Raw genomic sequence first — 20,882 nt, forward strand, 5'->3', positions numbered from 1 at the left:
AACTCGGGCGGATATCAGGTCTTGGACCCGATCCTGGGTTCGGTGCCAGCTTTGATGCGCGAGATATTGGCGGCATGGCGCCAGTACACAAGCAATGTCAGGACGATTCCCAGAATAAACGTCGACCCGTCACTCAAAACCATGACCCAGGTTGTAGACAGGGACGCTGCTGCAAGGGCCCCAAGCGACGAAATCCGCCAGATGGCAGCGGCCACCAGCCAAGTTATGCAGCAGGCAATGCCCACGCCCCAGTCAAGCGCTAGCCAGAGGCCCAGAAAGGTCGCGACACCCTTGCCACCTTTGAAGCCCAACCAAACTGGAAAACAGTGGCCCAGAAACGCGGCCAATGCGGCGACCTGTACGGCGTCTTCCCCGGCCATGGCACGGGCGAGCAAGACGGCAGCGGCCCCTTTCCCGGCGTCAAAGATCAGAGTCAGCGCGGCGGCGGCCTTGTTGCCGGTGCGAAGTACATTGGTCGCCCCAATATTGCCCGACCCGATATCGCGCAGATTTCCCAGTCCCATCACCTTGGCGATGATCATGCCAAAGGGGATCGACCCCATCAGGTATCCAATCGCGGCCCAGAGGATCAGCTGGGTCATCGTACTGTCGATCAGGGGCATCAGGGTCTCCGGTAAACTTCTTGGCCTGCCACATAGGTTGCGGTGACCTTACCTTGCATCCTCTGGCCGTCAAATGGCGTATTCTGCGATTTGGATCTAAGCGTGAACCGGTCCAGCACAAAGGGCACATCCGGGTCGAACAGAACCAGGTCGGCCGGCGCGCCCTCAGACAGGCGACCGCTGTCCAGGCCCAGTCGTTTAGCCGGGTTCAGAGCCATCGCGCGGAACAGAGTCGGCAAGTCCAGTTGATCAGCATGGTACAGGCGCAAAGCCGCAGGCAGCAACGTCTCCAGCGCCACCGCGCCCGAGGCCGCCTCTTCAAACGGGAGGCGTTTGCTTTCTTCGTCCTGTGGCGTGTGCATGGAACTGATCGTGTCGATCAGACCTGCCCGCACCGCTTCGATGACAGCCTGCCGGTCATCTTCCGACCGCAGCGGAGGTTTGACCTTGAAGAAGGTGCGATAGTCGGCCACGTCCAGCTCATTCAGCGTCAGATGGTGGATCGAGGTTCCAGCAGTGATGTCCAGCCCGTTCCGCTTGGCCCGCTCCAGCGCGGGCAGGGCGCGGGCGGTGGTAATCTGATCGGCGTGATAGGCCGCACCGGTCATTTCCAGCAACGCAATGTCGCGGTCCAGCCCCATACGCTCGGCCATTGGGGAAACGGCGGGCAATCCGCGCAAGGCGGCGAATTTGCCGCTGGTGGCGGCGGCGCCAGCGCTCAGCCCCGGTTCCTGAGGGTGGGCGATCACCAGCGCACCACAGGATTTCGCATAGGTCAGCGCGCGGGTGAACACTTTGGTATCTGCAATGACATGATCACAGTCGGTAAAGGCGACGGCACCGGCATCCAGCAGAAATCCGATTTCGGTCATCTCGCGCCCCTCGCGCCCTTTGGTCAGGGCCGCCATGGGCAGCACGTTGACCGGGGCATCCGCCTGTGCGCGCCGGGTCGCAAATTCCAGCGTTTCCGGCGTGTCCACGGCGGGTAAGGTATCGGGGCGCGTCACGATCGTGGTCACACCCCCTGCCGCCGCCGCCAGGCCTGCGGATTTATAGCTTTCCTTGTGCCGCTCGCCCGGCTCGCAAACCTTGACGCCGAGATCGACGATGCCCGGTGCCAGGCAATGCCCGCCGCAGTCGATGACCTGCGCGTCAATCGACGGGGCCGCACCTTCGCCCTTGGCCACGATACGGCCATCAGCCACATGCACCCATCCCGGTGCGTCCGCGCCAGTTTCGGGGTCGATCAGGCGGGCGTTGGTGAAGATCAGATTGCTCATGCCATGGCCCTTTCAATAGCGGCTTTGGTAGCGGCGGGATCTGCCTGATACTTGATCAGGTGCTTGTCCCCGCCTTTTGTGACGATTTGAACAAAGCTACCCATGGTTTTAACAGCCTCGATCTGGTTCAGCGCCACTTTGCGCGGGCCAGGGCCGGTCAGAGTAGTGTCTGTCATTTCCCATGCGGCCGTCAGCTCTTCTGAGGCCAGATACCACGCACGAATGCCGATTGCAGCAAGGCCCGCTGGCGCGCCGGTCCACACATAGGGATTACCGATCAGCCAAAGGATGATCATGGCCCCTGCCATAGCCGCGGCTGCCATCCACGTGTTGGTGCGGATATAGGCCCCTCTGTCGGGCGGGAAAGTCACAGGATCAGCCATAGGGCACCTCCGATAACCAGAAGGATCAGCAGCGCCAGAACCGCAGAGCCCATGCGACGCGGTCTGTCATTTTGCGGTGCGGATTGCGGCGCCGAATACGGTTTCGCGCTTTCCGTCTCAATTCGGCCACCTGCCCAGCTTGTTGCTTCTTCGGTGTACAGGCCGATCAGGCGCAGCCTGCGGTCGGGGCGCAAAGCGGCTGCACGACCGCGAAATGCGGCGCTGCGGACCACCAGAACCCAGCCGTCAATCGCATCCAGCGCTGTGTGGTCCAGCTGATCTGCGGACACGTCGCAGCCCTCGGTCAGATAGCCATAGAGGCCAAGGTCTTCGAGATCCGAGACCGGAAAGATGTCAACCTGTTCGGGATCCAGCCCCGCTACCCCTAGAATCTGATCGACGGCTCCGGGTTCGCGCAGAAACTTGGCCTCTTCCGGGCGCATGTCGAGCGCGAACAGGCGGATAACGCCGTGTTCATGGGATGCGACGGCCAGATTGCTCATGCGGCCTCGCGCAGATTGCGGGCCAGCAGTTCCATCGCAGCCATGCGGACGGCGACACCCATCTCAACCTGCTCCTGAATGACCGAGCGGTTGATATCATCGGCTAGCGTTCCGTCAATCTCGACCCCGCGGTTCATTGGGCCGGGATGCATTACAATGGCATTGGGTTTGGCCTGCGCCAGTTTGGCGGCATCCAGCCCGTAGCGATGATAGTATTCACGTTCCGAGGGGATGAACCCGCCATCCATCCGCTCTCTCTGAAGGCGCAGCATCATCACGACATCGACGTCTTGAAGGCCTTCATTCATATCGTCATAGATCTCGGCTCCAAACTCGGCAAATTGGCTGGGGACCAGCGTTGGCGGGCCGATCAGGCGAATGCGGTTTTCCATCTTGCCGAGAAGGATCAAGTTCGACCGCGCCACGCGGGAATGGGCGACGTCGCCGCAGATCGCGATGTTCAACCGGTGCAGGCGACCCTTGGCGCGGCGAATGGTCAACGCATCCAGCAGCGCCTGTGTCGGGTGCTCATGCCGCCCGTCGCCTGCGTTCAGTACGGCGCAATTCACCTTCTGCGCCAACTGATCAACCGCGCCGGAATGCGGGTGCCGCACCACCAGAAGGTCGGGATGCATTGCGTTCAGCGTCATCGCCGTGTCGATCAGCGTCTCACCCTTTTTGATCGAGCTGGCCTGCATTGCCATATTCATCACATCCGCACCCAGCCGCTTGCCGGCCAGTTCGAAACTGGCCTGAGTACGGGTCGAGTTCTCAAAGAACATGTTGATTTGCGTCAGCCCGGCCAGCACATCCGAGTGCTTGTTCGGTTGCCGGTTCATCTCGACATAGGTCTCGGCCAGATCAAGAATGGCGGTAATATCGGATTGGGACAGGTGCTCGATGCCAAGAAGGTGACGATGGGCGAAACGCATGGGCGGACTCCTGTCTGACAATCGGCCCGCTTATAGAAAGCCGCGCCGCGCAAGGCAACCTTGGGATCAAGGCGTTAGGGCAGTTTCTCGCACCCGCCTTCGGGCAAGCACAGTTCGCCGGGTTTGCACCATTTGCCATAGCCGCAGTCGATCGCCTTAACCGGCACACATCCTTGATGGTTCGAACATTTGAATCCGGGGCGGCATTGTGATCCGGTTTTCTCGCACAAGAACCAACCGGGCTGCGCGCATCCTCCGCCTGGCAGGCAGGATGATCCGGCCGCACAGGTCAAGCCGTCGTCACAGGTGATGGGGCTGCCGCTGGTGGCTGAATCCGGGTCGAATTCGGGGGTGTTTCGCTGGCATTCCCCGCGTGCGTTGCAAAAGCTGTCGCCGGGGCAGTCCAGACGCGTGGTGCATGCGTTGGCCCCTTTGGGTGCGCAGCGCAACCCGCCTGCCACGCAGCGCTCGAACGGCCCGCAGCTGCGGCCGCCGCCGCAATAGGTGCCGCCCAGCGGGATGCAATGATTGTCGAAACTGCATCTTTGCCCACCGGAACAGCACCGACTGCCACAGGCGAACTGCCCCGCGCGGCACTGGTCGTTACGGTCAAACAGCTGCGCCGAAACCGGCCCACTGGCCAAGGCCAGCAGCGCCCAAATTGAGAGGATTCGAAACAGGATCAGCATGATTGCCCCAATGGTCGGTGCGACCGAGCGCGCAATCAAGGCCAATTCGCTTTCCCTCGGTCAAAAGGAGGTTAGATTGAGTGTTATGGAATCGGCTTTGGACTTTCACACAGCGCGGGCTCTGCTGGACTGGCAGATTGAACTGGGCGCGACGGATGCGATCGGGGATATCCCGGTGAACCGCTATGCGTTGCCAGACACTACGCCGAAATCCAAAAAGCCCACAGCGGTACAATCGGCGCCGGAAAAGCCCAAGCCGGTCGATGCGTTGGCGATTGCCAATTCAGCCGCCAAGACTGCTGGATCGCTGGACCAGTTGCGCTCTGCGATGGATGCGTTTGATCATTGCGAGTTGAAACGTGGCGCGCGCCAGTTGGTGTTTGCCGACGGGACGCCGGGTGCTCGGGTGATGATTATAGGCGAGGCTCCGGGCCGGGATGAAGATCGCGAGGGCAAGCCCTTTGTTGGCCGGGCCGGGCAGTTGCTGGACAGGATGTTGTCCGCGATTGAGCTGAACCGTGCCGAAAACGTCTATATCACCAATGTTCTGCCCTGGCGGCCCCCGCAGAACCGGGATCCCAAGCCCGAAGAGATCGGCATGATGAAGCCGTTTTTGGAGCGCCACGTCGCATTGGCCAAGCCCGAGGTTCTGGTCGTGATGGGCAATATCAGCTGTCAGGCGGTGCTGGGCAAACGCGGTATAACTCGGTTGCGCGGCCAGTGGGATCAGGCTTGGGGGCTGCCGGTCATCCCGATGTTTCACCCTGCTTACTTGCTGCGGCAACCGCCAATGAAACGGCAGGCCTGGGCAGATCTGTTGGAGTTGAAGGCCCGGCTGGAGGGCAAGTGATGCGCATCCTGGCCTTTTCCGACCTGCATATGGCGCGCAGTCGGGCGGTAGAATTGGTTGCCGCCAGCGCCGAGGCGGATCTGGTGATCGGTGCTGGTGATTTCTGCAATATGCGGCAAGGGCTGGATCAGGCGATGGAGATGCTTGCGGGCATTTCGGCCCCTCTGGTCCTAACCCCCGGCAATGCCGAAAGCGTCCAAGAGCTGACAGTGGCTGTGCCCGAAGGTGTCCACGTGCTGCACGGTACCGGGATGACTGTGGACGGGGTGCGCCTGTTTGGTCTGGGATATGGTGTGCCCGTGACGCCTTTTGGCGGTTGGTCCTGCGATCTGACCGAGGCCGAGGCCGCCGAGTTGCTGGATCGGTGCGACGCTGCCGATATTCTGATTACGCATTCTCCGCCCAAAGGGCATGGCGATGTCACGTCGATGGGCGGCGCCGTCGGTTCGGTCGCGGTGCGCGACGCGATCGAGCGGGTGCAGCCGCAGCTTTCCCTACATGGCCATATCCACGACAGCTGGGGCTTTCGCGGGATGATCGGGCCGACTCAGGTGGCCAATCTGGGGCCAAAACCAAATTGGTTTGAGCTGCCTTGATGATCGACACGGTGACACTTCTGGCGTTTATCCCGGCTGCGCTGGCTCTGAACCTTACCCCGGGCGCTGATATGATGTTCTGCTTTGGGCAGGGCCTGCGCAAAGGTGCTAGACCCGCGCTTGCAGCCAGCGCGGGTATTTCTGCGGGCTCGATGGTGCATGTGCTGCTGGCAGGGCTTGGGTTTGGCGCGGCGGTATCGACGCTGCCCTGGCTGTTTGATGTGATCCGTTGGTTGGGGGTGGCCTATCTGCTGTATCTGGCCTGGCGTTCGATCAAAAACGGTGCTGCGCCGACCGAGGCACCGGCACATAGCGGGAAACTTGCGTTTCGTGATGGGCTGCTGGTCAATCTCACCAATCCAAAGGTCATCTTGTTCGTGCTGGCCTTCATCCCGCAATTTGTGGACCCGGCCTTGGGGCCAATCTTGCCGCAGTTCCTGACCCTTGGCCTTATCATCGCGCTGGGCGGCTTTGTGGTGAACGGGATGGTCGGCATGTTTGCCGGTGGCACGGGCCGAGTCTTGGTCTCGAACCCGCGTGCGTCGCGTTTCATGGGCTGGGTGACCGGAGGGATTTTTACGGCGCTCGCCATTCGGCTTGCGATTATGGAAAGGGCCTGACGTCATATGTCACGCATCGACGAAAGCAAAGAAATCATTCCAGTTCGGATCGCCGTCCTCACTGTCTCGGATACGCGGACGCTGCCCGAGGACAGATCGGGACAGACTTTGGTGGATCGGATTCAGGCGGCGGGCCATTTGGTCGCGGACCGCAAGATCCTTCCGGATGAGCGCGCCCAGATTGCAGAACAGCTGCGCGTGTGGATCGCAGATCCTGAAATAGATGCCGTCATCTCGACCGGGGGTACCGGCCTGACAGGGCGCGACGTTACAGTCGAGGCGCATCGGGATGTCTACGAGAAGGAAATCGACGCATTCGGCACGGTTTTTACAATCCTGTCGATGCAAAAGATCGGCACCTCTGCCGTCCAGTCGCGCGCCACAGGTGGCGTCGCCGGGGGCACCTATCTGTTTGCATTGCCCGGCAGCCCCGGTGCCTGCAAGGATGCCTGGGATGGAATATTGCTAAAACAGTTCGATTATCGTCACCGGCCCTGCAATTTCGTGGAAATTATGCCCAGATTGGACGAACATCTGCGACGGAAGTAAGCTGGTTACACGTTCAAATGTGTATTACCGCTTTGTGGCTTGGCATTTTTCGGGGCAAAGCTACCTTCTGAAATGCCAGCCTGATGCGAACGGGGTGATAGTAAATGCGCTTTCTGAGGCAGAGCCTTGCCGGAGTTTTCCTGACGTCCTTGACGTTGGCACTCTTGTTTGTGGCGGTTCAGATGATCGCGGGTGCAGTGCAGGATGTTCTGACGCGCGAGGATGCCGCTCCGCAGGCGCGGGAGCGCATTTTTGCGGTTACTGTCCGGCATGCCGAAGTGGAAACCGTAACGCCTTATCTTGAAGCATTTGGCGAGGTGCAAAGCCGCCGCCGCCTGGAACTGCGTGCAGCGCTTGGTGGCCATGTGATTTCCTTGTCCGAAGATTTCGAAGATGGCGGTGCTGTCACTGCAGGAGAGGTTCTGGTCGAGCTTGATCCGGCGGATGCACAATCGGCGCTGGACCGCGCCAAGTCGGACCTGCTGGATGCCCAGTTTGAGGAACGCGATGCCGAACGGTCGCTGCTGCTGGCGCAGGATGAGCTGAACTCGGCCGAGGCGCAGGCCGAATTGCGGGGACGTGCCCTGCAGCGTCAAAAAGACTTGAAAAGCCGGGGAGTGGGCGCGGCGGCATCCGTGGAAGAGGCGGAACTGGCCGAGGCATCGGCACAGCAATCTGTTTTGGCCCGGAGGATCGCGCTGGCACAGGCGGAATCGCGCGTCGATCAGGCGACGACGTTGCTGTCGCGTGCTCGTATCGCACTGGCCGCCGCCGAACGTGATTTGGAAGACATGACCATCCATGCCCGGTTCGGGGGCACATTGACCGACGTAACTTTGGTCGAGGGTCGCCTCGTGTCAGCCAACGAAAAACTGGCCGAATTGGTTGATCCTAAAGCACTTGAGGTGGCCTTTCGCGTCTCGACCGCGCAATTCGTGCGCCTGCTGGATGCTGAAGGGGATCTGATCAATTCCCCGGTCACTGTATCGCTAGAGGTTACAGGAGCAGATCTTGCGGCGCAGGGCCGCATAAGCCGCGATAGCGGCTCGGCCGGAGAAGGGCAAACCGGTCGCCTGCTTTATGCCTTGCTCGAGGATACTTCGGGATTCAAGCCCGGTGATTTCGTGACAGTCTCGGTTCAGGAACAGCCGCTTGAGAACGTGGTGCGCCTGCCGTCTTCGGTTCTGGATTCAGCAGGGACGGTTCTGATTCTGGGCAAGGATGACCGGCTTGAGGTTCTACCAGTGCAGTTGATCCGCCGTCAGGGGGATGAGGTGCTGCTGCGCGGGCGGGGGTTGGAAAGTCGCGAGGTTGTCATTGGTCGAACGCCTCTGCTTGGGGCCGGTGTCCGGGTCAGGCCGCTGCGGGATGAGGCCAACGCAGGGGGCCAGACGGATATGGTCGAGCTGTCCGAGGAACAGCGTGCCCAGCTGGTGGCGCAGGTCGAAGCCAGTGATGCATTGCCTCAAGATGTCAAAGCCCGCGTGCTGGGCCAACTGGGCGAAGCCAAGGTTCCCGCGTCGTTGGTGCGCAGCATCGAAAACCGAGCCGGAGGTTAGGCGCGATGATGCGCGAAATTCCCGGCGCGGCTGGGGGGATACTCAGCTATTTCACGCGCCACAGGACGGTCGCCAACCTGCTGCTGCTAGTTATGCTGGTGCTGGGCGCGGCGGCCATCCCGAATATGCGGGCGCAGTTCTTTCCCGATGTGATCCTTGAACGGGTGGATGTCAGCGTTAGCTGGGATGGAGCTGGCCCTGAAGATGTCGATAATGGCATCGTTCAGTTGTTGGAGCCGGCCCTTCTGGCCGTTGAAGGCGTGTCCAGCACCTCTTCGACTTCGCGCGAGGGCACAGCCCAGATCCGGATGGAGTTCGAGCCGAACTGGGATATGTCTCGCGCGGTCGAAGAGGTCAGAACAGCGGTCGACAGTGTCACCAACCTGCCAGACGACGCTGATGAGCCGACCATCCGACGCGGCGCCTGGCGCGATCGCGTCACGGATGTTGTCGTCACTGGCCCTGTCGATCCTGAACAGCTGGCCAAGTTCACCGATGAGCTGATCAACCGTTTGTTCGCTGTTGGCGTGACCCGCACCACGATCCGGGGCCTCGCCGCGCCGCGCGTTGTAGTCGAGGTGCCCACAGCACAGCTGATCGCCAACGACATCACCCTATCCGAGATCGCCTTAGCCATCGCTGCCGAGGTCAACGCCAATCCGGCAGGGGATGTAACAGGGGCCAATGCGCGCATTCGCACCGGCACCGAAAAGCGCAGCCCGGAAGAGATCGAAGGGATTACGCTGCGCAATTTCACCGATGGCTCAAAGCTGTTGATCGGTGATGTGGCGCAGATCCGGATCGAGGGGGTTACCCGAAACCGCAGCTATTTTGTTGGCAAGAACCCGGCAATGTCCGTCCGTGTGGACCGGTCAAATCTGGGCGACGCGATAGAAATTCAACACACGGTCGAAGATGTCGTCTCGCAGATGCAAGCCAGCCTGCCCGAGGGCGTAAAGGCCGAGCTGATCCGGACACGGGCGCAAGCGATCACCGACCGGCTGGATATTCTGGTCGATAACGGGCTGGTTGGGCTGGGTCTTGTGGTCTGCCTTCTGTTTCTGTTTCTGAATGCGCGGATTGCCTTTTGGGTTGCCGCGGGTATCCCGGTGGCAATGTCGGCGGCGATTGCGTTCATGTATATTGGTGGCCTGTCGATCAACATGGTGTCGTTGTTCGGCTTGATTATCACTCTGGGTATCGTCGTGGATGACGCCATCGTTGTGGGTGAACATGCCGATTTTCGCGCGCGACGGCTGGGTGAGCCACCAATGGTGGCCGCCGAACGCGCCGCACGTCGCATGGCGATGCCGGTCTTTGCTGCGACGCTGACCACGGTTATTGCCTTTTTTGGCCTGACTGCGATTGGTGGACGTTTCGGAGAGTTAATCCGCGATATCCCCTTCACGGTGATAGCGGTATTGATCGCCTCGCTGATCGAATGCTTTCTGATCCTGCCCAACCATATGGCCCACGCGATTGCGCACTCTGCCAAGGAACATTGGTATGACCTGCCGAACCGTGTGGTGAACAAGGGGTTTCGCTGGGTGCGCGATACGCTGTTCCGACCGCTGATCGCCTGGGTAATCTGGGCACGCTATGTGGTGGTGTCGGCGATGATCGTCATTCTGGCCAGCCAGATTTCCCTGTTCATCCGCGGGGACGTGAACTGGCGGTTCTTCAATGCGCCCGAGCGTGGATCGGTTACAGGCAATTTTATCATGGCCGAGGGCGCAGGCCGCGCGGATACGTTGGCCATGATGCACCAACTACAGGCCTCGGTAGAGGCGCTTGGCCAACGCTATGAAGAGCGGCACGGGCGCAACCCCATTGATTACGTGCTGGCCGAGATCGGGGGATCCGCGGGCCGTGCACTTTCGGCAGCGGATGGCAAGGACACGGATTTGCTGGGCGGGATTTCGATCGAGTTGATAGATGCCGACCTGCGCCCCTATTCGAGCTTCGAGTTTGTCGGAGAGTTGCAGGAAATAGCGCCAAGCCATCCCAAACTTGAGCTGCTCAGCTTCAGGGGCTGGCGGTCTGGTCCGGGAGGAGATGCGATTGACGTGCAGCTCTACGGCGCCGATGTGAACACGCTTAAAACGGCTTCCGAGGACTTGCAGGTCGCGCTTTCGAAATACCCTGAGGTTTCAGCGCTGGAAGACAATCTGGCCTATGACAAGGAAGAATACATTTTGGATCTGACCGCGCAGGGACAGGCGCTGGGCTTTCGGATCGAGACATTGGGCCGGGTGCTGCGGGACCGTCTGAACGGGATCGAGGCCGCGACCTTCCCGGATGGCCCGCGCAGTGCCGAGATCCGGGTTGAATTGCCTGAAGGAGAACTGACCGCCGATTTCCTGGAACGCACACTGATGCGCACGCCCGATGGAGTCTATGTCCCGTTGGCCGATATCGTTTCGGTTCAGCGCAAATCCGGATTCTCGACCGTGCGGCGGGAAAACGGACTGCGGGTGATTTCGGTCTATGGCGATATCTCCGAGGATGATCCAACACGCGCGGCCGAGATCGCCCGTGCGATGAGCGAGGAAATTCTGCCCAATATCGCAGCCACACGTCAGGTCGAGTGGACCATGGCAGGTCTGAGCGAGCAGGAAGAAGAGTTTCTGTCCGAAGCCCGTACCGGTCTGATCCTGTGCCTGACGGGCATCTATCTGGTGCTGGCCTGGGTCTTTGCCAGTTGGACCCGACCATTGGTGGTGATGGCGATCATTCCGTTTGGTTTGGTCGGAACCATTTGGGGTCATTATATCTGGGAGGTCCCGCTCAGCATGTTCACGGTCGTTGGCCTGCTTGGGATGACCGGAATCATCATCAACGACTCGATTGTTCTTGTGACGACGATTGACGAGTATCAGCAGACCCGCGGGTTGGTGCCATCGATCATCGAGGGGACATCGGACCGGTTGCGGCCGGTGATGCTGACAACGCTGACCACAGTGCTGGGCCTGACCCCACTGTTGTACGAAGGATCGCAGCAGGCGCAGTTCCTCAAGCCGACTGTAATCACGCTGGTCTATGGGTTGGCGTTTGGGATGGTGCTGGTGTTGCTGCTTGTGCCTGCCTTGCTGGGAATATTGAACGACCTAGCGCGGCCGATGACGGCTATGCGCCGTGCCGTGCGGGCGCCGGATCGGGTGGTGCAGGGGGCGCTTGTTGCCACCGGGTTTGCCTTGATGCTCTGGTTTGCGTTGACGATGATCTGGCCTGCGGTGACCGGGTCTCCACCGGGCCTTGTTTCGGGGCTTTATGCCGGGCCAGAGGGCCCCTCAATCCTGCGGATGGGGTTTGGAGCTTTTACTGCCGGCGCCACGGTGATTCTGGTGGTGAGCATTGTTTTGTCGGGCCTGTTGTACGCCCGTCTCAAAGGACGCACCGCCTAGCCCTGACGTAGTGCGGTTTCCAACAGGTTTGTGACCCGGTCACTCATGGGCAGTGCGCCTTGTCGGATCAAGTCCAGTGGGAACCAGCGTGCATCCATTGCGTCATCCCCCGCAACCGGTTGCCCGGTCTGATACTGGCAGGCCACGCCAACCAACAGGTAATGAGACAGAACCGCGCCATGAGCGTCGCGGCGCAACAGGTCCAGATTGTCCAGATACCGCAACGGCTCGGCAATCACCGAGGTTTCTTCGCGCAGTTCCCGCTGTGCTGCCTGCAGGACGGTTTCGCCCCATTCCACATGGCCGCCGGGAAAGCCCCATAGCCCCTTATCCGGTTGCTTGCTACGCTGAACCAGAAGGACGTGCCCGTCATGAATGACGACCGCAAGCGCACCGATTTTCGGAGTTTGCATCATGGGGTCAGCCAGCGCTGCACCCCAGAATGTCCACCGCGTGATTGGCACCCAGAACAGTGATCCGGATCTTTGAGCGATCCAGCGCAAACGGACCGCCCGAGGCGTTGATCACCTCGGATGTGGCGACCAGAGTACCGCCCTGCCGTTTGGCGTCGGTTTGCGAGGCCCACAGCTCGGGGTTGCCGGGCTCGATCACGGCAACCTCGCGGCCACCGGCGGAAGGCATGGTGACGCGCGCCTCGATCTGCATTCCGTCAGACGTCGGGGTCAGGTGGCACCGCGCGTTGGCGACCCGGGCTTCTTTGGCGGAATAGGGACGCTTGGCCAGTGCCGCCGCGATCGTCGGGTTGCGCTCTGCTTCGGCGTTCAGGGTATGATCGAAGCCCAAACGTTCCGGGATGCAGACGTCTTTGCAGACCCCCAGATCCACCGTGCCTTTCAGCCGCACGGGTTTGGCCGGGTTCTTCGGCAAAATTTCGACAGGGAGGACCATTTGATTTTGGTATCCAATCGACTGCAGGCCATTCTGATCAAAGACATCCGGCGCGGGCCATGTGATCGACACGCTGCCGACATTGGTTGATCTATTCCAGTCGAACTGTGGCGGAATACCTGCATCGCCCGGCGCCCGCCAATAGGTCTTCCAGCCGTCCTGCAGGGTCACCCGCAGCGCCCCAAGATAGGCTCCATTTGCTGTGCGCCCGCCATCCAGGATATCCAATTCGGCGACTGAGCCGACCACTTGTGCAGATGCCGGTCCAATCGCGCCAACGGTCACGGCAAGGGCGGCTGCCAGAAATGTATTGTGAATGTTCATACCCTATAAATGCGTGGTCTCGAGGCGAATTCCAAGTCACGTTCGGGTCACTCGAATGAAATCTAGCGAAATCGCCGCTCGTCCCTTGCCAATACCGGGACTGCGGGGGCATTGTTGATGGGAGCTCAGCAAGAGATGTCGTCTTATGGATCTGACCGGTAAACTGTTGATTGCGATGCCTGGGATGGGCGATCCGCGTTTCGATCATTCGGTTGTCTATGTTTGCAGCCATGGCGACGATGGCGCGATGGGTTTGATCATCAACAAACCTTCGGATTTACGCATAAAGACGCTGCTGGGTCAGTTGAACATCGCTTGCCGTATCCCGATCGTGGGTGAGCGTCTGGTGCATTTCGGCGGCCCGGTCGAGATGTCGCGCGGATTCGTCCTGCACAGCGCCGATTATGACGCGAACCTCCATTCCCTGCAGATTTCGGACGATTTCAGCATGACAGCAACGTTGGACGTGCTTGAAGACCTGGCCTCGGGGCAAGGGCCGCTGAACTCTATGCTGACGCTAGGGTATTCAGGCTGGGGACCCGGGCAGCTTGAGGATGAGATCGCGATGAACGGATGGCTCACAACCGAGGCGGATTCGAAGCTGGTGTTCGATGTTCCCGATGATCAGAAATGGGAGGCGGCGCTGGCAACGCTGGGCGTCGATCCTCTGACTTTGTCGGCCAGCGCAGGGCGCGCCTAATCAACTGTCACGTGGCGCTGCGGCCCGGCGCAACCGGTCGTTGATAGCGGCACCCAATCCGTGGTCCGGAATAGGGGACACGGCAATCGGGCGTCCGGTGCTGTTGAGCTTGTGCAAAGCGGCAAACAGATTGGCCGCCGCCTCGGTCAGGTTGCCATCAGCGGACAGGTTCAGGTCGCATTCGACCGGCCCAAATCCCAAGAGAATCTCGTCACCATGTGTAGTCTGCGCGTGCAACCGGACCGCCACGTCCGGGGCGTAATGCGACAGCATCTGTCCGGGTGCTGTTAGCGTGTCGCCCGATTGGTGTAGATGCAATGCCGAGCCGAGAGCTGCCTCGATCTGGTCCAAAGCCACCCCTCCGGGGCGTAGCAGAGCAGGTTCTCCAGCGAGGCCGACAATGGTGGATTCCAGCCCGACACCACAGGGACCATCATCCAGAATGGCAGCGATGCGCCCGTCCAGACCGGCGCGGACATGCGCGGCTGTTGTCGGGCTGATCTGTCCCGAAGGGTTGGCCGAGGGCGCAGCGACCGGCCCGTCGAACATCTCGAGAATAGCCCGGGCAGAAGGATGCGCAGGCACCCGAACCGCCAATGTATCCAGCCCGGCAGTGACAAGCGACGATACACCGTGCCCTTCCCGCAGCGGCAGAACCAGAGTCAGCGGGCCGGGCCAGAACGCCTGTGCCAAAGCCTCGGCCTGATCTGACCATTCAACAAACCTGCGCGCGGACTCTACCGATGCGACATGCGCAATCAGAGGGTTGAAACTGGGCCGGCCCTTGGCGGCATAGATGCTGGCGACAGCCTCTCCGTTGCGGGCATCCCCACCCAGCCCATAGACCGTTTCAGTCGGGAAAGCGACCAGCTGTCCCTGCCTCAAAAGATCCGCAGCCTGAGCAATTCCCGCCGGGTCGGCTGACAGTTCGAGTGTACCGTTAGAGATCATTGTGAGTGACGCCGCGTTTTGATTGCTTGTAGCATAAGGATGGGTACGTAATCGTTCTAACCCAGATGAATAACGGCGAGTCAGCGGATTTCCAACCCCGGCGTCGCGGACCGTTCAAGACAGCCCCGAGGTAATATTATGCCCTATCGCGCACCAGTTGCAGATTACGAATTTCTGTTCCGTCATGCGGTTGATTTTGATCGTATTGCAGCGACCGACAAGTTCGCGGAAGCAAGCGAAGACGTCGTAAGCGCGATCCTGACCGAGGCTGGAAAGCTCTGCGAAGAGGTTATGGCGCCGCTTCAGCGAAACGGAGACCTGGAGCCCGCGCGTCTGGAAAACGGCGTGTTGCGTACCTCGCCAGGATTTAGCGACGGTTGGAACGCTATTGCCGAGGGGGGCTGGATCGGCATGAGTGCCGATCCCGAGTATGGCGGTATGGGGCTGCCGATGACCTTGACCACTGCCGTCAACGAGATGATGTCTGCGGCCTGCCTGTCACTGCAACTGGCGCCGCTCATGACGCAGGGCCAGATCGAAGCACTAGAGCACCACGCAAGTGATGAGCTGAAAAACCTGTACCTGCCCAAAATGATCGCTGGTGAATGGTCGGGCACGATGAACCTGACCGAGCCGCAGGCGGGATCGGATGTGGGTGCGCTGACGTCGAAGGCAGAACCGAATGGAGATGGCACCTATTCGGTGTCTGGTCAGAAGATCTTCATTTCCTGGGGTGATAACGATTTTGCTGAAAACGTGTGCCATCTGGTGTTGGCACGCCTGCCCGATGCTGTTCCCGGAACCAAGGGAATATCGCTGTTTCTGGTGCCCAAATACTTGCCGGACGAGAATGGCAATCCGGGTGTGGCAAATGACCTGAAAGTGGTTTCGCTCGAGCACAAGATGGGCCTGCATGGTTCGCCAACTTGCGTGATGCAGTATGATGGTGCCAAAGGCTGGCTTGTGGGTAAGGAACATGGCGGAATGGCTGCGATGTTCACCATGATGAACAACGCGCGACTAGGCGTCGGCGGACAGGGTATCGGTGCCGCCGAAGGCGCCTATCAGCAGGCCCTGGAATATGCGCTTGAGCGGAAGCAAGGCAAGACACCTTCGGGCACAATCCTCGATCACGCCGATGTACGCCGGATGCTAATGAGTATGCGTGCGGATACTTTTGCTGCGCGCGCGATCATGCTTGCAAACGCAGCCGCGATTGATATGGCCAATGCAACAGGCGACGCGGACTGGGTTTCGCGCGCGGCCTTGTTGACGCCGATAAACAAGGCCTTCGGTACCGAAACCGGTATGCGGGTTTCGGAAGAAGGCGTGCAGGTCCATGGCGGTATGGGCTTTATCGAGGAGACCGGCGCGGCACAGTTCTATCGCGACGTCCGTGTGACCGCGATTTACGAGGGCACCAACGGCATTCAGGCCATGGACCTTGTCGCACGCAAGATGATGGATGGCGGCGAAGCGGCGTCCCGTTTGCTGGACGAAATCGAGGATCACGCCGAACGCGCGCGTGGGTCGATGCCGGAACTGGCGGGTCCTGTCTGGGAGGCCACGGAAAGCCTGCGTGAAACGACCGAGTGGCTGATATCGCAGTCCGACATGAACACGCGATTTGCCGGCGCCGTGCCCTATCTGAAGGCATTCGCCCGCGTTCTGGGCGGTCACTATCACCTCAAGGCGGCCCTGGCCGAGCCAAACGGCACCCGTTTCAAGCTGGCACGCTTTTATATCAATGCGCTGTTGCCTGAGTTTTCGGGGCTTTTGGTTCAGGCGCAGAACGGTGCAGATGACGTCTTTGCTCTCAGCGCCGAGGAAATGGTAGCTGCCTGATGGACGGTGATACACATTTGACGATCCGCTATCCTTGGCCCGAGGCTCCGGCCCTGGGCGAGGCCGTTGAAATTGCCGAAGGCGTGCTTTGGATGCGGTTGCCGCTGCCTATGGCGCTGGATCACGTCAATATCTATGCGCTGGATGATGGTGACGGATGGACGGTGATCGACACTGGCATGTCCTCGAACAAGACGCGCCGTATTTGGGCGGACCTGATGGCGGGACCGCTGGGGGGCAAACCCGTGACGCGCGTGGTGGTGACACATCACCATCCCGATCACGTTGGCAATGCTGGTTGGTTTCAATCTGAACACGGGGCCGAGCTGGTCACGTCGCGTACCGCATGGCTGTTTGCACGGATGCTGACGCTGGATGTGCAGGAAAACTGGCCGCAGGAAACGCTGGATTACTACCGAAGCGCCGGGATGGATGCCGATTTCCTTGCCAAAAGGATGACAGAACGGCCCTTCAATTTCTGCGACACGGTCTATCCGATGCCGCTGGGCTTTACCCGGATCAAACAGGGCAGCGTCATTCGTATGGGTGGGCGCGACTGGGATGTTCATATGGGCAATGGCCACGCTCCCGAACATGCAACTTTTTGGAGCCGTGACGATAATCTGGTGATCACGGGCGACCAGGTTCTCAGCTCGATCAGCCCCAATCTGGGCGTCTATGTTACCGAGCCCATGGCGGATCCCGTGGCGGAGTGGATGGAAGCCTGCGAGCGCCTGCAAGACCTGGCGCGCCCGGATCATATGGCGCTGGGCGGGCACAAACTGCCCTTTACCGGCCTGCCGGTCAGGATGAGGCAGTTGATCGACAATCACCACAGCGCGCTGGACCGTCTGCAGAATTATCTGGACCAGCCCAAAACCGCTGCTGAGTGCTTTGTGCCCTTGTTCAAACGCCAGATCGGTGAAGGAGAGTATGGGCTTGCTCTGGTCGAAGCAGTTGCACATCTGAACCATCTCTACCACATTGGTGCTGTTACCCGAACGCGGCGCGCGGACGGGGCGTGGGAGTTTCAGCGCAAAGGGTAGAAGGCATGGACAAGATCGAAACCTCAGCCGAGGCAGCGGAATCAGCAGCATTGCCCCGATGTTACGAGGTGCATGCCAACCCGGATGCGAAATCCGGCGCCAAGGACCTGCCCGGCCAGTTGCAAAAGCCCGTAGCCACCAAAAGCTCGGCGCAATGGGCCTATGAACGGTTGATCCTGTATATCCAGAATTTCGAGAATACGCTGGATGCGGATCATGAGGTCGCCATGGGATTTACTGGCGGTGATGCCGGGGTAATGCGGATCGAAGGGATGGGCTATTTCGACCCTGATATCATCACTTTTTACGGTGCAGATGGGTCCGGGGCGCGAACCCAGCTCGTGCAGCATGTCAGCCAGTTGAATGTGATGCTGCGAGCGCTGCCCAAATCGGTCGAGGATAAGCCCGCCAATCGCATCGGATTCCGGCTGGCGGCTGATCTGGAAGAAAACTGATAGCCTGACTTGCAATTCACGTCTGCGCAGCCTTGAATGAATCAATCATTTGGGGGGCGCAACGTGGCCACTTTCTCTGCCGTTACAAAAGCATACAAGGGCGCGTGGGCACGCCGCCGGGTCTTTGTGCCGATCTATGTCGCCGTGCGCCTGTTGCTGATTGCGCTGATTGCGCCGGGCGTGGCGATTGCGGTGAACCTAGCAGTTTCGCTCTCCAGCCAGACCGCCCTGACGGATCAGGATATTGCCGCGTTCATCCTGTCTCCGCTGGGGTTTGCGGTCGCAATCGCAATGCTCAGCCTGTTCCTGCTGGCCGAGGTCTTTGTCTTCTCGGTCATGGCCGGGTCGCTGAGGATGGGTGAAAGCGATCCGTGGCGCGCGGGGAGCGCGGCGATCAAGTTGATCCTGTCGCGCCTGCCTGCGCTGTTTGGATTTGCTGCACGCCTGGTTCTGCGGATCATCCTGTTGATCCTGCCTTTCGCCGCTATCGCTGCTCTGATCGCCTGGTGGACGCTGACCGAGTATGACATCAACTATTACCTGACCTTCCATCCGCCGTCTTTCTGGATCGCCGTTGCGCTGATCGGAGTTGTGGTGCTGGTCATGGCATGGGTGCTGATCCGCAAGCTGTCCGCATGGGCGCTGGGACTGCATCTGGTTCTGTTCGAAAACCTGCCACCGGCTGATGCTTTCCAGGTCAGCGCGGATCGGATGGAGGGCAAGCGCGGGCGGCTCAAGATCGCACTGGTGTTTTGGCTGGGGCTGAGGGCAGTTCTTGCCGCGCTGATCGCTTGGGGCGCGGGATCATTATTCGCGTTGGTGCCCCTGCAGGGGGCAGAGCATCTGCGGCTGGCGCTAGTCTACAGCCTTCTGGTCGCCGGGCTCTGGTCGTTGGCTGGGCTGGTTTTGGCAGCCACCGCGCTGGGAGCACTGGCGGTTTTGCTGGACGGTTTTTTCGAGATCCGGACCTCTGAACCACCACATCCCGCGCCAGGCAATCTGCGCATTGGTCTGCTGAGTGCTGTTGGCATTGCGGCGGTGGCGGTATTGGTCGGGCTCTGGTTCGGTCAATCCCTGCTGGAACGCGTTCAGGCCCCTGACAGGGCCGAGGTGATCGGCCACCGTGGTGCCGCTGCGTTGCGGCCGGAAAACACCATGGCCTCGGTTCTGAAGGCGATTGAGGACGGGGCGGACTGGGTTGAAATCGACGTGCAGGAAACGGCGGATGATGAGATAATCGTCGCCCATGATAGCGATTTCATGAAGCTGGCCGGGGTGAACCTGAAGGTCTGGGATGCCACGATGGAAGACGTGGCCGAGATCGATATCGGCAGTTGGTATGGCCCGGAATACGCAGATGAACGCACGCCGACACTGCGCGACGTACTGGCTGCGGCCAAAGGCAGGGCCAAGGTGATCATCGAGTTGAAATATTACGGTCATGACGTCAATCTGGAAAACCGCGTGGTGGCCTTGGTCGAGGAATTCGGCATGGAGGATGACATCGCCACCATGTCGTTGAAATATCCAGCTGTGCAAAAGATGAAGGCACTGCGCCCGGATTGGCGCGCGGGGGTTTTGGCGGCAACCGCTGTGGGCGATCTGTCGGGTCTCGAAGGGGATTTTGTGGCTGTCAACGCCGCCATGGCCACGCCGGGGCTGGTACGTTCGGTGCAGGCCGCGGGCAAGGATCTCTATGTCTGGACGGTGAATGACCCGTTGCAGATGTCGGCCATGGCCTCGATGGGGGTGGATGGGCTGATCACGGACCGACCGGCAATGGCCAAAGAAGTCTTGCGTATCCGCGCTGAAATGGGGCCGGCTGAACGTCTGATGCTGTGGCTGGCAACGGTGCTCGGCATGGCCGTTGATACCGATGCGATGCGCGATGAAAGCCCGTAATCTGGCCGTTTCTCTGGCGCTGATCGCGGCGCCAGTCGGCGCGCAGGACTTTATGCGCAGTCTTGAGATGCCCGCCCATCGCGCGCTGATCGCACAGCGGAGCGCTGCGGAATTGACGCCGTTTGAAACGGATGGCTGCTCGGGCGGGTTGTCAGCCAGCTGGCGCTTTGTTGCCGACACGTTTCCCAGCTTTCAGGCCCTTTTCGAGGCGCATCCCCCATGGGAGAGTTGCTGTGTCAGCCATGACCGGGCCTATCACCACGCGGGCGGAGGCCTGCGCCCCGAAGACAGTTATGACGCGCGCCTGTCAGCCGATGACAGCCTGAGAGCCTGCGTGCGGCAACACGGGGATGAGAACGCCGAAATTTACGCCGAACGCTATGACATGACTTCGGATCAGATACGATCCGCCCATGCCATAACCGCCGAGGCCATGTATGGCGCGGTGCGATTGGGCGGGGCGCCCTGTTCGGGCCTGCCCTGGCGGTGGGGGTTCGGATATCGCGGGTGTTCGGTCTTTGATTCCGTGTCACCTGCGCCCGAATGACGTGGTGACAGGCCCAGGATTTTCGATTATCCAACGTATCAAACACGCGAATTAGGATTCTGAAAATCATGGCTGAACATAAGCACGGCGAAATGGACATCACCGTTCAAACCAAAACCTTCAACGGTTTCGTAAAAGCGACCACATGGTGCGTGGTGGCGATTGCTTTCCTTTGCCTGTTTCTGGCGGTTTTCGCCGCTTAATCCCGGGCGAGG

22 protein-coding genes are annotated in these 20,882 nt (G+C 60.2%); 13 read left to right on the forward strand and 9 right to left on the reverse strand.

Annotated features, from left to right (window positions below; genetic code table 11):
* Positions 1–14: 14 nt before the first annotated feature.
* From plsY to AC2FJW_RS09915, 6 genes are all read right to left on the reverse strand, one after another.
* On the reverse strand, positions 15–623 hold the full coding sequence (gene plsY, locus AC2FJW_RS09890) for a glycerol-3-phosphate 1-O-acyltransferase PlsY (RefSeq protein WP_142635346.1): 609 nt from the start codon (positions 621–623) through the stop codon (positions 15–17).
* Complete coding sequence (pyrC, locus tag AC2FJW_RS09895) at positions 623–1,903, reverse strand: dihydroorotase (protein ID WP_496696513.1); 1,281 nt, start codon at positions 1,901–1,903, stop codon at positions 623–625. Before pyrC ends, plsY begins: the two co-directional genes overlap by 1 nt.
* Entirely contained in the window at positions 1,900–2,286 is a 387-nt protein-coding gene (locus AC2FJW_RS09900; protein ID WP_496696511.1) for a hypothetical protein, read from the reverse strand. Before AC2FJW_RS09900 ends, pyrC begins: the two co-directional genes overlap by 4 nt.
* Positions 2,271–2,789: a hypothetical protein gene (locus AC2FJW_RS09905; RefSeq protein ID WP_496696510.1), complete on the reverse strand. Its 519-nt coding sequence runs from the start codon at positions 2,787–2,789 to the stop codon at positions 2,271–2,273. Before AC2FJW_RS09905 ends, AC2FJW_RS09900 begins: the two co-directional genes overlap by 16 nt.
* Positions 2,786–3,721, reverse strand: coding sequence for an aspartate carbamoyltransferase catalytic subunit (locus AC2FJW_RS09910; RefSeq protein ID WP_496749979.1), 936 nt, complete (start codon positions 3,719–3,721; stop codon positions 2,786–2,788). The genes AC2FJW_RS09905 and AC2FJW_RS09910 overlap by 4 nt, the downstream gene beginning before the upstream one ends.
* Positions 3,722–3,795: 74 nt before the next feature.
* The gene (locus tag AC2FJW_RS09915; protein ID WP_496749980.1) at positions 3,796–4,455 is read right to left on the reverse strand and encodes a scavenger receptor class F, member 2; all 660 of its coding nucleotides are present in this window, start codon (positions 4,453–4,455) and stop codon (positions 3,796–3,798) included.
* Between the two features lie 40 nt (positions 4,456–4,495).
* Here AC2FJW_RS09915 and AC2FJW_RS09920 point away from each other — a divergent pair, with 40 nt between their 5' ends.
* The 6 genes from AC2FJW_RS09920 (at position 4,496) to AC2FJW_RS09945 (ending at position 11,988) form a co-directional block, all read left to right on the forward strand.
* Entirely contained in the window at positions 4,496–5,260 is a 765-nt protein-coding gene (locus AC2FJW_RS09920) for a uracil-DNA glycosylase (protein ID WP_496750126.1), read from the forward strand.
* Positions 5,260–5,856, forward strand: a complete 597-nt coding sequence (locus AC2FJW_RS09925; protein ID WP_496749981.1) for a metallophosphoesterase family protein — start codon at positions 5,260–5,262, stop codon at positions 5,854–5,856. Before AC2FJW_RS09920 ends, AC2FJW_RS09925 begins: the two co-directional genes overlap by 1 nt.
* Entirely contained in the window at positions 5,856–6,476 is a 621-nt protein-coding gene (locus AC2FJW_RS09930) for a LysE family translocator (RefSeq protein ID WP_496749982.1), read from the forward strand. The genes AC2FJW_RS09925 and AC2FJW_RS09930 overlap by 1 nt, the downstream gene beginning before the upstream one ends.
* A 6-nt stretch (positions 6,477–6,482) precedes the next feature.
* A complete protein-coding gene (moaB, locus tag AC2FJW_RS09935; protein WP_496749983.1) occupies positions 6,483–7,025 on the forward strand; it encodes a molybdenum cofactor biosynthesis protein B in 543 nt (180 codons plus the stop codon).
* Between the two features lie 104 nt (positions 7,026–7,129).
* Complete coding sequence (locus AC2FJW_RS09940) at positions 7,130–8,584, forward strand: efflux RND transporter periplasmic adaptor subunit (RefSeq protein WP_496749984.1); 1,455 nt, start codon at positions 7,130–7,132, stop codon at positions 8,582–8,584.
* A 5-nt stretch (positions 8,585–8,589) separates the two neighbouring features.
* On the forward strand, positions 8,590–11,988 hold the full coding sequence (locus AC2FJW_RS09945; protein WP_496749985.1) for an efflux RND transporter permease subunit: 3,399 nt from the start codon (positions 8,590–8,592) through the stop codon (positions 11,986–11,988).
* Here the strand turns inward: AC2FJW_RS09945 and AC2FJW_RS09950 are convergent.
* Both AC2FJW_RS09950 and AC2FJW_RS09955 read right to left on the reverse strand, forming a co-directional pair.
* On the reverse strand, positions 11,985–12,401 hold the full coding sequence (locus AC2FJW_RS09950) for an NUDIX hydrolase (protein ID WP_496696497.1): 417 nt from the start codon (positions 12,399–12,401) through the stop codon (positions 11,985–11,987). The two genes, AC2FJW_RS09945 and AC2FJW_RS09950, sit on opposite strands and share 4 nt — an antisense overlap.
* Positions 12,402–12,408: 7 nt before the next feature.
* Positions 12,409–13,221: a protein-disulfide reductase DsbD domain-containing protein gene (locus AC2FJW_RS09955; protein ID WP_496749986.1), complete on the reverse strand. Its 813-nt coding sequence runs from the start codon at positions 13,219–13,221 to the stop codon at positions 12,409–12,411.
* Between the two features lie 145 nt (positions 13,222–13,366).
* Here AC2FJW_RS09955 and AC2FJW_RS09960 point away from each other — a divergent pair, with 145 nt between their 5' ends.
* Entirely contained in the window at positions 13,367–13,921 is a 555-nt protein-coding gene (locus AC2FJW_RS09960) for a YqgE/AlgH family protein (protein WP_496749987.1), read from the forward strand.
* Here the strand turns inward: AC2FJW_RS09960 and AC2FJW_RS09965 are convergent, their stop codons facing one another.
* Positions 13,922–14,872 (reverse strand): L-threonylcarbamoyladenylate synthase, encoded by a 951-nt coding sequence (locus AC2FJW_RS09965; RefSeq protein WP_496701792.1) that lies wholly within the window; start codon positions 14,870–14,872, stop codon positions 13,922–13,924. It lies immediately after the preceding gene.
* Between the two features lie 138 nt (positions 14,873–15,010).
* Here AC2FJW_RS09965 and AC2FJW_RS09970 point away from each other — a divergent pair, with 138 nt between their 5' ends.
* From AC2FJW_RS09970 to AC2FJW_RS09995, 6 genes are all read left to right on the forward strand, one after another.
* Positions 15,011–16,717: an acyl-CoA dehydrogenase gene (locus tag AC2FJW_RS09970; protein ID WP_271948509.1), complete on the forward strand. Its 1,707-nt coding sequence runs from the start codon at positions 15,011–15,013 to the stop codon at positions 16,715–16,717.
* The gene (locus AC2FJW_RS09975) at positions 16,717–17,763 is read left to right on the forward strand and encodes an MBL fold metallo-hydrolase (protein ID WP_142635372.1); all 1,047 of its coding nucleotides are present in this window, start codon (positions 16,717–16,719) and stop codon (positions 17,761–17,763) included. The genes AC2FJW_RS09970 and AC2FJW_RS09975 overlap by 1 nt, the downstream gene beginning before the upstream one ends.
* Positions 17,764–17,768: 5 nt before the next feature.
* Entirely contained in the window at positions 17,769–18,218 is a 450-nt protein-coding gene (locus tag AC2FJW_RS09980) for a DUF6173 family protein (RefSeq protein WP_142635374.1), read from the forward strand.
* A gap of 63 nt (positions 18,219–18,281) precedes the next feature.
* Positions 18,282–20,120: a glycerophosphodiester phosphodiesterase family protein gene (locus AC2FJW_RS09985; protein WP_496749988.1), complete on the forward strand. Its 1,839-nt coding sequence runs from the start codon at positions 18,282–18,284 to the stop codon at positions 20,118–20,120.
* A complete protein-coding gene (locus AC2FJW_RS09990; RefSeq protein ID WP_496691823.1) occupies positions 20,107–20,667 on the forward strand; it encodes a hypothetical protein in 561 nt (186 codons plus the stop codon). The genes AC2FJW_RS09985 and AC2FJW_RS09990 overlap by 14 nt, the downstream gene beginning before the upstream one ends.
* Before the next feature lie 68 nt (positions 20,668–20,735).
* Positions 20,736–20,870, forward strand: coding sequence for an aa3-type cytochrome c oxidase subunit IV (locus AC2FJW_RS09995; RefSeq protein WP_142635378.1), 135 nt, complete (start codon positions 20,736–20,738; stop codon positions 20,868–20,870).
* Positions 20,871–20,882 lie beyond the last annotated feature (12 nt).

This window comes from Ruegeria sp. CDSA020, from assembly GCF_059612345.1.